At 73.0% G+C, this 16,589-nt stretch carries 11 protein-coding genes; 8 read left to right on the forward strand and 3 right to left on the reverse strand.

Features of this window, described 5'->3' with window-relative positions; all coding sequences use genetic code 11:
• Positions 1–178: 178 nt before the first annotated feature.
• The gene (icmB, locus tag AQJ67_RS26685; protein ID WP_062721831.1) at positions 179–601 is read left to right on the forward strand and encodes a coenzyme B12-dependent isobutyryl CoA mutase small subunit; all 423 of its coding nucleotides are present in this window, start codon (positions 179–181) and stop codon (positions 599–601) included.
• Here icmB and AQJ67_RS26690 read toward each other — a convergent pair.
• Positions 577–2,253 carry a DUF5691 domain-containing protein gene (locus AQJ67_RS26690; RefSeq protein ID WP_062721832.1) on the reverse strand — a complete coding sequence of 559 codons (1,677 nt, stop codon included), beginning with the start codon at positions 2,251–2,253 and terminating at the stop codon, positions 577–579. The genes icmB and AQJ67_RS26690 overlap by 25 nt on opposite strands.
• A 44-nt stretch (positions 2,254–2,297) precedes the next feature.
• The gene (locus AQJ67_RS26695) at positions 2,298–3,653 is read right to left on the reverse strand and encodes an SWIM zinc finger family protein (protein WP_062721833.1); all 1,356 of its coding nucleotides are present in this window, start codon (positions 3,651–3,653) and stop codon (positions 2,298–2,300) included.
• Positions 3,654–3,809: 156 nt separating this feature from the next.
• Here AQJ67_RS26695 and AQJ67_RS26700 point away from each other — a divergent pair, with 156 nt between their 5' ends.
• From AQJ67_RS26700 to sucD, 7 genes are all read left to right on the forward strand, one after another.
• Entirely contained in the window at positions 3,810–4,940 is a 1,131-nt protein-coding gene (locus AQJ67_RS26700) for an ATP-binding protein (RefSeq protein WP_062721834.1), read from the forward strand.
• 219 nt (positions 4,941–5,159) lie between these two features.
• Positions 5,160–7,865: a DUF5682 family protein gene (locus AQJ67_RS26705; protein ID WP_079056186.1), complete on the forward strand. Its 2,706-nt coding sequence runs from the start codon at positions 5,160–5,162 to the stop codon at positions 7,863–7,865.
• 148 nt (positions 7,866–8,013) lie between these two features.
• Entirely contained in the window at positions 8,014–9,177 is a 1,164-nt protein-coding gene (locus tag AQJ67_RS26710; RefSeq protein ID WP_062721835.1) for a VWA domain-containing protein, read from the forward strand.
• Positions 9,178–9,450: 273 nt separating this feature from the next.
• Positions 9,451–10,560 carry a hypothetical protein gene (locus AQJ67_RS47805; RefSeq protein ID WP_062721836.1) on the forward strand — a complete coding sequence of 370 codons (1,110 nt, stop codon included), beginning with the start codon at positions 9,451–9,453 and terminating at the stop codon, positions 10,558–10,560.
• Between the two features lie 282 nt (positions 10,561–10,842).
• Positions 10,843–12,930 (forward strand): hypothetical protein, encoded by a 2,088-nt coding sequence (locus AQJ67_RS26720; protein ID WP_062721837.1) that lies wholly within the window; start codon positions 10,843–10,845, stop codon positions 12,928–12,930.
• 543 nt (positions 12,931–13,473) lie between these two features.
• A complete protein-coding gene (gene sucC / locus AQJ67_RS26725; RefSeq protein ID WP_062721838.1) occupies positions 13,474–14,652 on the forward strand; it encodes an ADP-forming succinate--CoA ligase subunit beta in 1,179 nt (392 codons plus the stop codon).
• Between the two features lie 27 nt (positions 14,653–14,679).
• Positions 14,680–15,564 (forward strand): succinate--CoA ligase subunit alpha, encoded by an 885-nt coding sequence (gene sucD / locus AQJ67_RS26730; protein ID WP_062721839.1) that lies wholly within the window; start codon positions 14,680–14,682, stop codon positions 15,562–15,564.
• Positions 15,565–15,684: 120 nt separating this feature from the next.
• Here the strand turns inward: sucD and AQJ67_RS26735 are convergent, their stop codons facing one another.
• Complete coding sequence (locus tag AQJ67_RS26735; RefSeq protein WP_062721840.1) at positions 15,685–16,548, reverse strand: SigE family RNA polymerase sigma factor; 864 nt, start codon at positions 16,546–16,548, stop codon at positions 15,685–15,687.
• Positions 16,549–16,589: the final 41 nt, after the last annotated feature.

Consider the following 16,589-nt stretch of genomic DNA (forward strand, 5'->3'; position numbering starts at 1 on the left):
CACTTCCTCGGGTGATGTGGCCCGGGGCGTCCGTGCCGCAAGGGCGCCTCCGGAGCGATGGGCGACGGAGGAGTGCGATACGCGCACCATGTATGACATGTGCGGAGAGTGCGGCATAACTCAGATATGAGCGGTGCCTGTCGGTACGGATGGATGTAGTCGCTTCATGGAGGCAGTGATGGGTGTGGCAGCCGGTCCGATCCGCGTGGTGGTGGCCAAGCCTGGGCTCGACGGCCACGATCGGGGAGCCAAGGTGATCGCGCGGGCGCTGCGCGACGCCGGTATGGAGGTCATCTACACCGGGCTTCACCAGACGCCCGAGCAGATCGTCGGCACCGCGATCCAGGAGGACGCCGACGCGATCGGTCTGTCCATTCTCTCCGGCGCCCACAACACTCTCTTCGCCGCCGTGATCGACCTCCTCAAGGAGCGCGAGGCGGAGGACATCCTGGTCTTCGGCGGTGGGATCATCCCCGAGGCGGACATCGCCCCGCTGAAGGAGAAGGGTGTCGCCGAGATCTTCACGCCGGGCGCGACGACGCAGGCGATCGTGGACTGGGTGCGGGCCAACGTGCATCAGCCGGCTGCCTCCGGCGGCTGAGTCGACGTCCGGTGCGGGGGCGGGCTGCTCGATTCCAGTTCCTCGATCATGGCCGCCCGCAACCGTAGCGTCGTGACCAGTCGCTGGAACGCCTCCGCCCAGTAGCCCCCGGCCCCCGGCGACGCGTCCTCCGGCTCGTCCGGTATCGCGAGCAGGCCGTCGAGGCGGCTTGCCTCGGCCGGGTCGAGGCAGCGCTCGGCCAGGCCCATCGCTCCACTGAAGCTCCATGGGTAACTCCCCTCGTCCCGTGCGATGTTGAGCGCGTCGACCACCGCCCGCCCGAGCGGCCCGCTCCACGGCACCGCGCACACCCCGAGCAGCTGGAACGCCTCCGACAGACCGTGCGTCGCGATGAACCCGGCGACCCACTCGGCCCGTTCGGCGGCGCCCAGCGTGCCGAGGAGCTTGGCGCGCTCGGCCAGGGACACCGCCCCCGGACCGCCGGCTTCCGGGGCGGACGGCGACCCGAGCAGCGCCCGCGCCCACTCGCCGTCCCGCTGCCGTACCGCCGCCCGGCACCACGCCGCGTGCAGCTCGCCCTGCCAGCCGTCCGTCACCGGCAGCGCCACGATCTCGGCGGGCGTGCGGCCTCCGAGCCGTCCCGGCCAGGTGCCGAGCGGTGCAGCCTCCACCAACTGGCCGAACCACCAGGACCGTTCACCGCGTCCCGCCGGAGCCTTGGCCACGACTCCGTCGCGCTCCATGCCCGCGTCGCACTCGTGCGGCGCCTCCACGCTGATCGTCGGCGCGTCCCGGGTGTGGTCCAGGGCCACGCAGGTCCCGGCCCGTACCGCCATCCGTGCGGCGAGCGCCGAACCCGGCAGCGCCGACAGCAGCTCCGCGGCCGTCGCCCGGACGTTACGGCTCCGGTCGGCCAACGCCTGCTCCAGGAACGGCTCGTCCTGCGGGCCCAGACCGGTTCGCAGCGAGTCGAGGAACATCAGCCGGTCCTCCGCCCGTTCGGTCGGCCACGTCGCGGTCAGCAGCTCGCGTGCGGCGGCGGGCTCACGGGCGCGGATCGCGGAGAGCAGGGCGACCCGTTCGGCGAACAGGCCCTCCTGCCACAGCTGTTGGACCTCGGCCGGATCGTCGAGGTACGGCAGTGCCGCACCCCCGCCCGGGGTCGCACGCAGGGCGAACCGCCAGTCAGGGTTCAGCCGGGCGAGCCACACCGCCCGCGGGCCGGCGAACGTCAGCGCGGACGGCCGCAGATCCGTGCGGCCCCGTGCCGCGTCCAGCAGCGCGGGCAGCGTCTCCGGGGGCGGCGCGAAACCGCGGTCGTTCGCCGTGGCGAGCCACTGGGGCAGCAGCTCCATCAGGTCCGGTGCCGTGCCTCTGCGTCCGCCGCCCGCGCCGGGACGGTCGGCGAGCAGCCTCGCCAGCCTGCGGGCCGCCGCCGGGGGCAGCACCGGGCGGAGGTCCTCGGGCGCCGGATCGGGCCGTCCCGCCGCCCGGGCCGGCTTCAGCCCGGCCCGCCGCCGTACGGTCTCCACGGCCGCGGTGTCCAGCAGCGTCACCGGTGCTTCCCGGCCCGGCACGCAGCCTGGGGGCGTACGCCGGTCCGTGCCGAGGAGGGCCGCCGTGACGAGTTCCTCCCAGGCGCTCGGCGCCGGCGCGTCCGCAGGAACGGAGGGAGTGTTCGTGAGGCTCATGCCTGTCCGCCTTCCACTCTGCCTTGGTGTCCGAGAGGTGCCGGTCAGCACAGCCGTACCGCCTCTCCCTTGCCCTCCGGCCAGGCCGTCAGCGGGGTGAAGCCGCGGTGGCCGCACTCGCCGAACACCTTGACCGGTCTGCCGCCGGACAGTGAGACCAGCCGCCACAGGCCCGGGCGGGCGCGGGCGGCCGGGGTCAGGGGCAGGGCCGTGTCCGCGTCGGCGTCCGCGAGCTGCCAGGAGTCGCCGTCCGGGATCGGTACGACCCGGTCCAGGGTGACCGGGACCGAGTCCAGCCACGGGTCGTCGCGGAGCGCCTGGCCGTAACGAGCGGTCGCCTCGGCCGTCGTCACACCCGGCGGCCGTATCGACACGGGCGCAGGCGGGGCGAACTGCTCGCCCAGGGACGCCCGCAGCTGCCCGGCACCCGGGTACGCCGCGACCTCCCCGTCCAGGACCAGCCCGACCGGCAGCGTCAGCTCCGGCGCTCGGCCGGCGGCGCCGTAGGACAGGAGCAGCGCGGTGCGGCCCGTGTCGGCGCCGTACAGCCATATCCGGCGCGTCGTCAGCTTCACGTCCGCCGTGTCGTACTGGGCGAGGACCAGCCAGCGGTCCCGCACCGGCGGGCCGTCTGCCGAGGCGGGCAGGCCGACGCGGGAGCGGACGGTGTCCGAGAGGGCGCCGGGCAGCCCCTCGCGGCGCAGCCAGCCCTGGTCGAGGAGATGGAGGAGGGCGCACTCCTCCAGCAGGCGCACCGGCCAGCCCGGACCGGATGCCGGGATCGCCCCCAGTTCCCGCACCCGCGCGGCCAGTCCGGGGGCCTGGGCGTCGACCATGCGGGCGGCCGTCTCCTCCCACATCCCGTACCCGGCCTGTTCCGCCCCGGCCAGGCCGCCGCGCAGCAGGTCCGCCAGGCGCTGCTCCAGCTCCGTGGCGCCCGCGGTGACCCGCACGGCACGGCGCTCCGCCCGGCGCCGCGCCGCCTCCGGATCACCGGACGCCGACGAGGAGCCGGACGCGCCCGCCGTCTGCTTTTCCTCGGCGCGCCGCCTTCTCCCCTCTATCCACTGCTCCGCCCAGTCCGGCGCCTGCGCCGACGGCACCGCGCTTTCCCCGTCCGCCCAGAGGAGCAGCAGCCCGAGGGCGTGCTTGCAGGGGAACTTCCGGCTCGGGCAACTGCACTTGTACGCGGGCCCGGCGGCGTCCGCGATGTCGATGACCGTCTGATACGGCTTGCTGCCACTGCCCTTGCACAGCCCCCACACCGTCCCCTCGCTCGAACTCCCCGCCTCGGACCACGGCCCTGCCGCGCCGAGTTTGCTTCCCGCTTTGCGTGACGCGGCGTCAGGAGCCAGTGCCAACACCTGGTCCGCGGTCCAGCGCACCCCCTGCTGAGTCATGACATCGAAGGTAGATCCCACCACTGACAATCGGCCGGGGCCGACGTCTCGCGGCCAGCCTCGCAGACGCGTTTCCGCAGGTGGGAACGCATTGTCAGTGGCGTGGTGCAACGTTGGTGGCAGATCCGAACCGGCCGAGCTGGAGGGGACTTTGCCATGACTGTGTCCGTTGAGCCGACGTCCGTCGAAGTGGGGGAGACGGAATCGACCACGGCGTTGCGACCGCATGCCGAGGACGCCTTCGCCCATGAACTGGCCGCGCTGGCCGCGCAGGACGACCGGCCGCGTCCGGCCCGCTGGAAGCTGTCGCCGTGGGCCGTGGCCACGTATCTGCTGGGCGGCACACTGCCGGACGGCACGGTGATCACACCGAAGTACGTGGGCCCGCGCCGCCTGGTCGAGGTCGCCGTCACCACGCTCGCCACGGACCGCGCCCTGCTTCTGCTCGGTGTCCCCGGCACCGCGAAGACCTGGGTCTCCGAGCACCTTGCCGCGGCGGTCAGCGGCGACTCGACGCTGCTGGTGCAGGGCACGGCGGGCACACCGGAGGAGGCGATCCGGTACGGCTGGAACTACGCGCAGCTGCTCGCGCACGGGCCCAGCCGTGACGCCCTCGTGCCCAGCCCCGTCATGCGGGCCATGGCGGAGGGGATGACGGCCAGGGTCGAGGAGCTGACCCGGATTCCGGCCGATGTGCAGGACACGCTGATCACGATCCTGTCGGAGAAGACCCTGCCGATACCGGAGTTGGGGCAGGAGGTGCAGGCGGTGAGCGGATTCAACCTCATCGCCACGGCCAACGACCGCGACCGGGGAGTCAACGACCTCTCCAGCGCCCTGCGCCGCCGCTTCAACACGGTCGTGCTGCCGCTGCCGGAGAGCGTCGAGGCCGAGGTGGACATCGTCTCCCGCCGCGTCGACCAGATCGGCCGCTCCCTCGACCTGCCGGCCGCGCCCGACGGCATCGACGAGATCCGCCGCGTCGTCACCGTCTTCCGGGAGCTGCGGGACGGCATCACCGCCGACGGCCGCACCAAGCTGAAGTCGCCGAGCGGCACGCTGTCCACGGCGGAGGCGATCTCCGTCGTCACCAATGGCCTCGCCCTGGCCGCCCACTTCGGCGACGGGGTGCTCCGACCCGGCGATGTCGCCGCGGGCATCCTCGGTGCCGTTGTCCGCGACCCGGCGGCCGACCGGGTCGTCTGGCAGGAGTACCTGGAGGCGGTCGTGCGCGAGCGGGACGGATGGACGGACTTCTACCGGGCGTGCCGGGAGGTGAGCGCGTGAGCGACGACGACCTCGGATGGGGACGCCCGAGCGGCGGGTCGACCAAGGGCGGATCCGTGGTGGAGAGGGCGCGTTCGGCGGCGGCGTCCCGTGGCCGCGTAGGAAGGGATGCGCCGTGACGAGGGGTGAGGAGGTGCGCCGGCCGCGGAGGGGAGCGCGACGGTGTGCGGGGCAAGGGCGGTGGCGCCGCCGGACGGTCGAGGAGCGAGGGGGGACGGTGTGACCGGCGTGGACAGGTTCGGGAGCGACGGCCGGGGCGGCGGGCCGCTGCTGCTCGGCGTGCGGCATCACGGGCCCGGGTCGGCGCGGGCCGTTCGGGCGGCGCTGGAAGCGGCCCGGCCGCGGACCGTGCTGATCGAAGGGCCACCGGAGGCCGACGCCCTGATCGCGCTCGCCGCAGACGAGGCCATGCGGCCGCCGGTCGCCCTCCTCGCCCATGCCGTGGGCGAGCCCGGCCGCTCGGCCTTCTGGCCGCTGGCCGAGTTCTCCCCGGAGTGGGTCGCGATCCGCTGGGCCCTGGAGCACCAGGTCCCGGCCCGCTTCATCGACCTGCCGGTCACGCACACGCTGGCGTGGGGGGAAGACGTGGAGACGGGATCGACCGGTCAGGATCCGGAGGCGGGGGTGGCCGGTCCGGACACGGAGGTGGGGGTGGCCGGTCCGGACACGGAGGTGGGGGTGGCCGGTCAGGATCCGGAGGTGGGGGCGGCCGGTCAGGACGCGGAGACCGGTCCGGCCGACGGGAACGGCCCCGGCGCCGACCTTGCCCCGGGCGCCGGCGCGGTCGCCGATGTCCGGGTCGATCCCCTCGCCGTTCTCGCGGAGGTCGCCGGATACGACGATCCCGAGCGGTGGTGGGAGGACGTCGTCGAGCACCGGGGGACGGGCGACGGGGAGGGGGACGGGGACGCGTTCGCGCCGTTTCTCGGGCTTGAGGAGGCCATGGGGGCGTTGCGGGAGGCGTACGGCAGCGGGGGGCATGAGCGGGATCTCGTGCGGGAGGCGTACATGCGGCTTCAAGTACGTGCCGCCCAGCGGGAGTTCGGGGACGAGGTGGCCGTCGTGTGCGGGGCGTGGCATGTGCCCGCACTGCGACAGAAGACCACCGTGGCCACCGACAAGGCCCTGTTGAAGGGGCTGCCCAAGGTCAAGGCCGACATGACCTGGGTGCCGTGGACCTACCGCCGGCTGGCCCGGGCCAGTGGGTACGGGGCGGGGATCGACTCACCGGGGTGGTACGGGCATCTCTTCAGTGCGCCGGACCGGCCGGTCGAGCGGTGGATGACCAAGGTGGCGGGGCTGCTGCGGGACGAGGACCGCATCGTGTCCTCGGCGCATGTCATCGAGGCGGTGCGACTCGCGGAGACCCTCGCGGCGATGCGCGGACGCCCGTTGCCGGGGCTGAGTGAGACCACCGACGCGGTGCGGGCGGTGATGTGTGACGGCTCGGACGTGCCGTTGGCACTCGTGCGGGACCGGCTGGTCGTGGGGGATGTGCTGGGGGAGGTGCCGCCGTCGGCGCCGGCGGTGCCGTTGCAGCGCGACCTCGACCGGATCCAGCGGCGGCTGCGGCTCAAACCGGAGGCGCTGGAGAGGGAGTTGGAACTCGACCTGCGCAAGGAGAACGACGCCGAGCGCAGCAGGCTGCTGCACCGGCTGCGGCTGCTCGGCGTGGGGTGGGGTGAACCGGTCGCGTCGCGGGGCAGCACGGGGACCTTCCGGGAGACGTGGCGGCTGCGGTGGCAGCCCGAGTTGTCGGTGCGGGTCGCCGAGGCCGGGGTGTGGGGGACGACCGTGTTCGCCGCGGCGACCGCCAAGGCGGAGGCGGACGCCGTGGCCGCGCAGTCCCTCGCCGACGTCACCGCTCTCGCCGAGCGCTGTCTGCTGGCCGAACTGTCGGACGCGCTGCCCACCGTGATGCAGGCCCTCGCCGACCGGGCCGCCCTCGACGCCGACGTCGGCCATCTGGCCCAGGCCCTTCCCGCGCTGGTCCGTTCCCTGAGATACGGCGATGTGCGCGGCACGGACACCGCGGCGCTCACTGAGGTCGCCGCGGGGCTCGCCGAGCGGATCTTCGTCGGCCTGCCCCCGGCGTGCGCCGCGCTGGACGCGGATGCCGCCGACGAGATGCGGGGGCATGTCGACGCGGTCCATGGGGCGGTGGGGTTGCTGGGCGATGCGGTGGTCAAGGACACGCCCGCTGACCCCGGCGCTCCGGACAGGGCGTCCGCCCTCGGGCACGGCGACCTTCGGGCGCGGTGGCACGCGGTGCTGCGGGTGTTGTCCGTGCGGGACACCGTGCCCGGCGTCATCAGAGGGCGGGGCGTGCGGCTGCTCCTGGACGACGGGGAGTTGGGGCAGGAGGAAGCGGCTCGGTTGATGGGGCTGGCTCTGTCGCCGGGGACGCCGCCTGGGGACGCGGCCGCGTGGATCGAGGGGTTCGTCGGCGGGGGTTCCGGCGGCGGGATGCTGCTCGTGCACGACGAACGGCTGCTCGGGCTGGTCGACGCGTGGCTGACGGGGGTGTCGGCGGAGGCGTTCACGGACGTGCTGCCGCTGCTGCGGCGGACCTTCTCGGCCTATGAGCCGGGGGTGCGGCGGACCCTGGGGGAGCTGGTTCGGCGTGGGCCGGGGGAGCGGGGGCGTGCGGCGGCCGGCGGCGGCTCCGGCATACCCGGTTTCGCGGCCGGGCTCGACGTCGAGCGGGCGGACGCGGTGGTGCCGGTGGTGCGGCTGCTCTTGGGCCTGGACCCGGTGGACATGGGCCACGTGGACACGGACCGCGTGGGCATGGGCCAAGCGGACACGGACCAGGTGGGCATGGGCCAAGAGGACATGGACCAGGTGGGCATGGGCCAAACGGAGATAGGAGAGGACGCCGGGGGCGGCCTCGCGGACAACGGACTTGTGGGGGCGGCGGGATGACGGTTGGTGGAGTAAGGGAGTCCAGGGAGCGGGCTGGAGTCGTGGGCACCGTGCGGCGGTCGCACGGGTTCGTGGCGCCGGGGCGGCCGATGACGACGACCGTGCCGGTGATCCCGCTGTGGGAGCGGCCTCGTGAGGGAGCGTGCCGATGACGGCCGAGGTGACGGAGCCGGCCCAGGAGCGGCTGCGGCGGTGGCGGATGGTGCTGGGCGGGGACAACGCCGACGGCACCGGGTGCGCGCTCTCCGGACGGGACGCGGCGATGGACGGGGCGCTCGCCGCGCTCTACGGCAAGGGGGACAAGGGGCAGTCGGGGAAGGACCGTTCGGCGGGGCTCGGGGCGTCGGCGCCGTCGGTGGCGCGGTGGCTCGGGGACATCCGGACGTACTTCCCGTCGTCCGTCGTCCAGGTCATGCAGCGGGACGCCATCGACCGGCTCGGGCTGTCCACGCTGCTGCTGGAGCCGGAGATGCTGGAGGCGGTGGAGGCGGACGTGCATCTCGTGGGCACGCTGCTCTCGCTCAACCGGGCGATGCCGGAGACCACGAAGGAGACGGCGCGTGCCGTGGTGCGCAAGGTCGTCGAGGACCTGGAGAAGCGGCTCGCCACGCGCACCCGGGCCACCCTCACCGGCGCCCTCGACCGCAGCGCCCGGGTCAACCGGCCGCGCCACCACGACATCGACTGGAACCGCACGATCGCGGCCAACCTCAAGCACTACCTCCCGGAGTACCGGACGATCGTGCCGGAGCGGCTGATCGGGTACGGGCGGGCGTCGCAGTCGGTGAAGAAGGAGGTCGTCCTCTGCATCGACCAGTCCGGGTCGATGGCGGCATCGGTGGTGTACGCGTCGGTGTTCGGGGCCGTGCTGGCGTCCATGCGGTCCATCAACACGCGGCTCGTCGTCTTCGACACCTCCGTCGTCGACCTCACCGACCAACTCGACGACCCGGTCGACGTCCTGTTCGGCACACAGCTCGGCGGAGGCACCGACATCAACCGGGCGCTCGCGTACTGCCAATCGCAGATCACCCGCCCCGCGGAGACGGTCGTCGTGCTGATCAGCGACCTGTACGAGGGAGGCATACGCAACGAGATGCTCAAGCGGGTCGCCGCGATGAAGGCGTCGGGGGTGCAGTTCGTGGCGTTGTTGGCGCTGTCGGACGAGGGGGCGCCCGCGTACGACCGGGACCACGCGGCCGCGCTCGCCGCGTTGGGCGCACCGGCCTTCGCGTGTACGCCCGACCTGTTCCCGGAGGTGATGGCGGCGGCCATCGAGAAGCGGCCGATTCCGGTGCCGGAGGCGGGGTGAGGAGGCTGGGTGAGGAGGGGGATGGCGAGGAATTACCGGTGATTTGTCGACCCGGTGACTACCGACTTCGGCCAGCAAAACGGACATGAGTGCCCATCGGTAGTGGGGGGCTTGCGCGACCTCGGGAGGGGCGTGCGAGGATCGACGCCTCATCAGCGGCGCGCCGCGCGCCCCTCGTCCGTACCGCGTCCAGCTGACTCGTCGCTCGGCACGTGTACTTGTGCACTTCGTTCCGCCACCCGGGAGGACTGCCCCGTCTTGACCTGGTCAGCCATGTCACCCGCTGCCGCACTGCGCGTCCTGCGCATCGCGGCTGGGCGGCGTGCGCTGGAGCTGGCGCTGTTGCTGGGCGTCCTGTTCGCGATCGGGTTGCTGTGCGGAGGGCAGGCGTCTGCGGCGGACGGGGTGGTGTCGGCGGGTACCGCGTCTGCTCCGTCCGCCGCGTCTGCTCCCTCCGTCGCGCCCGTCGCGCCCGTCGCGTCCGCCGCGTCCGCCGCGTCCGCCGCGTCCGTCGCGTCCGTCGCGTCCGTCGCGTCCGTCGCGTCCGGCGCTTCCGGCGCGCCCGTAGATCTGGGTGCGTCGGTGGGAGGAGACGTCGAGCGGGTCCTGAGCGTTCCGGCCGAGCCTGGCGGGCACGAGGAGCCGAACGACTCCGCCGAGTCGACGGCGACTGCTACGCCGGTGCCTGGCGAGCCGGAGGCTTCCGGGCGCGGCGCGGGGCAGGTTCTCCGCCCCGTGACAGAGCGGGTCGCCCGGACAGTCGGCACGCATGTCGTACAGCCGGTCGGTGGTCTGGTCGAGTCGGTGACCGAGGGACTGGCCGAGGTGCGGGCGAAGGCGCCGCCGACCTCGGCGTGGCCGAGTGGGCCGGGGCCGGAGCTGCCGGAGTTCCCGGGGCTTCCCGGTGCTGACCTTCCTGCGCTTCCCGATGTGCCCGCCGTGCCCACCGTGCCCGGGCGGACGTTGCCGGCGCCCGACGGCGGGGCTTCGCAGCCGGAGGCGCAGGTGCCCGGGTCCGGTGACGGACGGGACGGCGATGGGCGTACCGGTGAGGGGCGTGACGGTGACGAAGCGGCCGTGGCCTACGGGCCCAGGTTCGTGGCGTCCGCCGACGACAGCGCGGCCCATGTCCCGGCGGCCGGCGGTGCGCACGGTGTCGCGCCGGCCGGGTACACGCCCGTTCAGCAGGCGCCGGTCGATCACCCCGATGGTGTGCTGGGCAACCGTTCGGCGGGCGACAGCAGCAGCTCGCGGCACGGGGACGCGCACGTCGTGTCGCTGAACCCGAGGGCGCCGTTGCGGTTGGCGCCCGGCGCGGCCGCCCGCGTCGAAGCGGACGAGATCCAGGACAGGCACCGGGACGTTCCGGTTTCCCCCGCCTAGGCCCGAAGGCCGGCCCTCCCCGCCGTAGACCTGCCGCGCGGGGGCGGAAACAGGTCTGCCCGCCCGTCCGGACACTCCCCACTTCCCGGATGTCCCCCGACATCCCCCGGACGGAAGTTTCCGGAGCCGCACTACCCGGTCCCGCTGGTCCCAGCTCCTCAGCTGCCCGGACCGCGATCGGAAGCGGCGCCGAATGTCCCCAACCGTCCGAAGTCCCGGAATTCCTCGCCGCTGCGAGCCTCCGGGGCCTTCGGAGCCCGAGATCTAGGGATCCGACGCAGTATGAACAAGAACATCCGCCGTTCGATCGTCATAGCCGCCGGTGTCACCGGCGCATGGGCGCTCGGTTCGGCCGCCGCCAGCGCGGACGAGCTGCCCGCCTCCACCCACTCCGTCCCGGACACGACCACCGACGCGGCCGACGCGGCCGACAACGTCGGCGCATCCGGCCTGCTCGGCGGGGTCACCGGCACCGTCAACGGCGTCGTCTCCGGCGTGACCGACACCGTCTCGGGCACCGACACCGACACCGACACAGGCACCGTCACCGACACCGTCTCGGGCACCACGGACGGCGCGGTCGGCACGGCCCGGACCGCGCCCACGGACGCCGTCGAGCAGTCCCGCCGTTACGTCGACGCCAAGGTCACGGTCCCGTCCGCCGCCAAGGCGAAGCGTGCCGCCCAGGTCATCCTGGGCGCCAAGGCCGCCCGCGCGGACAAGGCGGCGGCGCGGGCGGAGGCCGATGCCTCGGCACACGTCTCCGCTGCCACCTCCGCCGCCTTCGCCACCGTCTCCGACGTCCGGGACGTGCCCCAGGACGCCCCGGAGATCCCCGGCACCGTCGACTACCTCTTCGGCCCGCTCGCCGCCTTCGCCCCCGAGCTGGAGCAGGCGCTCGCGGCGGCGCAGACGCGGTTGCAGGGCACGCAGGCCGCGGCGCGTTCGCAGGCGCAGGGCGTCGAGGGGACCGTACGGACGAAGGCGCAGTACGCCGTCGCCGGCGCGGGCCGTACCGCCGCGGGTGCGCGGGACGTCGGGCAGGCCACCGTCGCCATCGTCGACGGCAGGACCCAGGGCGCGGTGAGTGCCGTCGCGTCCACCGCGACCGGCCAGGCCACCGCCGTCAGGACGGCCGCCGAGGCCTCCGTCTCCGCCGTCCCGGGCCACGTCACCGGCACGGTCGGCGGCGTCGAGCAGCGCGTCGTCGGGACGGTCTCCGCGGTTCCCGGCACGGTCGCCCAGGTCGTCGCGCAGACCGCCGACGCGGTCGTCCCGCCGGTCGCCGGCCAGGCCGTGAACGGCGTGGTGCCCATCGCGGGGTACGCCGTCGAGGGCGTCGTCCCTACCGTCGACCACGCCGTCGCCGGGGTGACGCCGGTCGCCGTGAGCGCGGTCGACAGCGTCCAGTCCGTGGCCGGCGGCGCGGTGAGCGGCGTGGTGCCGGTCGTCGGTCAGGCGGTGAACGGCGTCGTTCCGGTCGCCGGGGGCGCGGTGGCCGGGGTCGCCGGGACCGCCGGGCACACGGTCGATGCCGCGACGGCACTGGCGTACGGCGTCGTCGCCGACGTCCAGCCCGTGGCCGGCCAGGCTGTCGCGGGCGTCCAGCCGGTCGTCGGCGGGGTCGTCGAGGGCGTACAGCCGGTGGCCCACGGAGCGGTCGGCGACGCCCAGCACCTCGCCCACGGCACCGTCGCCGACGTCCGGCCCGTCGCCGACGGCGCGGTCGCCGACGTGCAGCCGGTCGTGCGGGGCGTCGCCACCGACGTACCCCCGTACGCCACCGGTCTGGCCGGGCACGTCACCGGAGATGTCACCGGTACCGTCCTGCCGCCCGTCGCCGACGCCGCCGTGCACGGTGTCGTGCCGGTCGCCGGGCAGGCCGTCGCGGACGCGGGGGCGCTCGGCCATGGCGTGGTCGGCGACGTCCGGCCGTTCGCGTACGGCGTGGTCGGCGAGGTCGACCCGTTCGCGCACGGCGTGGCCGGGCAGGTCGCGCCCTTCGCCGAGGGCGTCAACGGGGCCGTGCGGCCCGTCGTCGAGACCGTCGTGGACACCGTCCGGCCGCTCGTGCGGGGCGTCGGCGGCAGCGCCGCGACGCTGGCGTACGGCGTGGTCGGCGAGGTCGACCCGTTCGCGTACGGGGTCGCCGGGCAGGTCGCGCCCTTCGCCGAGGACCTGACCGGCACGGTCCAGGACTCGGCCGGACCGCTGGCCGGCAACGCCGTCGTCGGCGTGCGGCAGGTGGCCCACTCCGCCACGCCGGGTTACGCGCAGAACCTCCAGCAGAACCTCCAGCAGGAGCTCCCGCAGCACCTCCCGCAGCACCTCCCGCAGAACCTCCACGACGGCGGCGCGTACCGCGTCTGACGCGCGCCCCCACGAGTCACCCCCGAGGTGACCGACCGACTCCGCGGGGCGGATGGACCCGGACGGCCGAAAACCGTCGGCCGGTCCGACCGGATCCTCGCGGACCGGCCGGGGTGATCCCCATTGGGGTGGGGATCACCCCGGCCAGAGCCCACAGGGGCGGCCCATTCGTGCCCCTTCGGGCTGCTCAAGGGACCTCACCGGGTCAAACCCCAACCCGGTGAGGTCCTTTCTTTGTGTGTCCGGCCCTTGGCTGTGCCTGGTCCTTGTATGTGCCCGGCAGGTTCCCGTCTGCTCACAGTCGGCACGCCGTGCCAGAGATCTTTGCTGATCGCGGCATCATGTGACAGGTATCACCGCTCAGGTGTGACCCTCGATTTAGGGGGCTCCTGCAAGCAGAGATAACCTGCGAGACGGACATGCCGCGCGCTCGGACACCGTGTGCGCCTCCCTTGTGACAGACAGCGGTCGGACGTCACGTTGCCCTCGCGGCACGCCCACGCAGACAACGAACCGCGAGATCACTGATAGGGACGGAAGCGCGTGGACCTGTTCGAGTACCAGGCGAGGGACCTCTTCGCCAAGCACGATGTACCGGTGCTGGCCGGTGAAGTCATCGACACGCCTGAGGCGGCCCGCGCAGCCACTGAGCGTCTCGGTGGCAAGTCCGTCGTCAAGGCCCAGGTGAAGGTCGGCGGCCGTGGCAAGGCCGGTGGCGTCAAGCTCGCCGCAACCGCGGACGAGGCCGTCGCGCGTGCGACGGACATCCTCGGCATGGACATCAAGGGCCACACGGTCCACAAGGTCATGATCGCCGAGACGGCCCCGGAGATCCTGGAGGAGTACTACGTCTCCTTCCTCCTCGACCGTGCCAACCGCACCTTCCTCTCCATCGCCTCCGTCGAGGGCGGCATGGAGATCGAGGAGGTGGCGGCCACCCGTCCGGAGGCCGTCGCGAAGATCGCGATCGACGCCATCGACGGTGTGGACGAGGCCAAGGCCCGCGAGATCGTCGAGGCCGCGAAGTTCCCGGCCGAGGTCGCGGACAAGGTCGTCAACGTCCTGATCACCCTCTGGGACACCTTCATCAAGTCGGACGCCCTCCTCGTCGAGGTCAACCCGCTCGCGAAGGTCGCCTCCGGTGACGTCATCGCCCTGGACGGCAAGGTGTCGCTCGACGACAACGCCGAGTTCCGTCACGACTGGGACGAGCTGCACGACAAGGCCGCGGCCAACCCGCTCGAGGCCGCCGCCAAGGAGAAGAACCTCAACTACGTCAAGCTCGACGGCGAGGTCGGCATCATCGGTAACGGTGCCGGTCTGGTCATGTCGACGCTGGACGTCGTCGCGTACGCCGGTGAGAACCACGGCAACGTCAAGCCGGCCAACTTCCTGGACATCGGCGGTGGCGCCTCTGCCCAGGTCATGGCCAACGGCCTGGAGATCATCCTCGGCGACCCGGACGTCAAGTCCGTCTTCGTCAACGTCTTCGGCGGAATCACCGCGTGCGACGAGGTCGCCAACGGCATCGTCCAGGCCCTCAAGCTCCTCGAGGACCGCGGCGAGAACGTCAGCAAGCCGCTCGTCGTCCGCCTCGACGGCAACAACGCCGAGCTCGGCCGGCAGATCCTCACCGACGCCAACCACCCGCTGGTCCAGCGCGTCGACACCATGGACGGCGCGGCCGACAAGGCCGCCGAACTGGCTCACGCCGCCAAGTAAGCACTCAGGACGAGGACACAACACACCATGGCTATCTGGCTCAACAAGGACAGCAAGGTCATCGTCCAGGGCATGACCGGCGCCACGGGCATGAAGCACACCAAGCTCATGCTCGGTGACGGCACCGAGGTCGTGGGCGGCGTGAACCCGCGCAAGGCGGGTCAGACCGTGGACTTCGACGGCACCGAGGTACCCGTCTTCGGGACCGTCAAGGAGGCCATCGAGAAGACCGGCGCCAACGTCTCCGTCATCTTCGTGCCGGAGAAGTTCACCAAGGACGCGGTCATCGAGGCCATCGACGCCGAGATCGCGCTCGCCGTCGTGATCACCGAGGGCATCGCGGTGCACGACTCCGCGAACTTCTGGGCGTACGCGGGCAAGAAGGGCAACAAGACCCGCATCATCGGCCCGAACTGCCCCGGCATCATCACCCCGGGCCAGTCGAACGTCGGCATCATCCCGGGCGACATCACCAAGCCGGGCCGTATCGGCCTGGTCTCGAAGTCCGGCACGCTGACGTACCAGATGATGTACGAGCTGCGTGACATCGGCTTCTCGACCGCCGTCGGCATCGGTGGCGACCCGATCATCGGCACCACGCACATCGACGCGCTCGCCGCGTTCGAGGCCGACGCCGACACCGACCTGATCGTGATGATCGGCGAGATCGGTGGCGACGCCGAGGAGCGGGCCGCGGACTTCATCGCGAAGAACGTGACCAAGCCGGTCGTCGGTTACGTCGCGGGCTTCACCGCCCCCGAGGGCAAGACCATGGGCCACGCCGGCGCCATCGTCTCCGGTTCGTCGGGCACCGCCCAGGCGAAGAAGGAGGCCCTGGAGGCCGCGGGCGTCAAGGTCGGCAAGACCCCGACCGAGACGGCCAAGCTCGCCCGCGAGATCCTGGGCGGCTGACCGTCGTAGTTACGGCATCTGGCTGAGCGTCGGTGGGCCCGTTCCCTGTGTGGGGGCGGGCCCACCGGCGTTGTCCCAGGGGCGCGGGGCTGTGCTGAATATGCGGCTCCGCCGCGTGGTTCACTCCGTTTGCGGAGCCAGCCGTTCCGGCCCGTTCTGCATCTCCTCACGCAACTTGGCCCTCAGCTTCAGCTCCTTCGACGACAGCGGCCCCGGCGCCACCCGGGGCGGCACCCCCCGCACCGTCGCCCCCGGCGGCACAGGGGGCTCGTACTGGGTGGGAGCCGTCCGCAGCGTGAGCGCCGTCGTGCCGATGAGGGCCACCGTGAACGCGATGGCGGCCCGAGTCCAAAAGCGCGCCCGGCGCTCGCTGCCGTCCCGCACCACCGCCGGCTTGGGCGCGCGCAGCCGCTCCGTGGAGGCCAGTTCGGCCAGGCGTTCGTGGAGTTCGGCGGGGTCGGACAGCCCCGGAAGCCGGGTGGCGACAGCGGCGCGGGCGTGCAGGAGACGGTTCGCGGCCGCCGGCGTGGTCGCCTCCGTCTCCGCCGCGGTGTCCGGCAGGTCCAGCCCCACCCCGTCGTACAGGAGCAGCGTGCGGCGCTGGGGCGGCGGGAGTTCGAGGAGTACGTCCAGCAGGGCACGGTCGGACGCGTCGGAGGGCGGGGGTTCCGGGTGCCGGTAGCGGGGCCGGAACCGGTGCCAGGGCGAGAGCGCGAAGTCGTACGCCGTCGCCCGCACCCAGCCCGCCGGATCCCGGTCCCGCGCCACCTCGGGCCACCGCTGCCAGGCGGCCTGGAAGGCCCGCTCGACCGATTCGCGGGCGAGTTCACGGCGCCCGCTGAGCAGATAGGTCTGCCGGACGAGGGCGGGTGCGCAGAAGGCGTAGAGCGCGTCGAAGGCCTGGGCGGGGGTGAGGGGTGCTTCCGGGCGGGGTTCCGGGGTCGGGGGCAGGTGTTGGTCCTCGGACCGCTGACGCGCCGTCACCTCAGGTTCCCCTGCGGCTTCCCGAGCCCTGATCCTGCGTC

Source organism: Streptomyces caeruleatus (assembly GCF_001514235.1).
Taxonomy (GTDB): domain Bacteria; phylum Actinomycetota; class Actinomycetes; order Streptomycetales; family Streptomycetaceae; genus Streptomyces; species Streptomyces caeruleatus.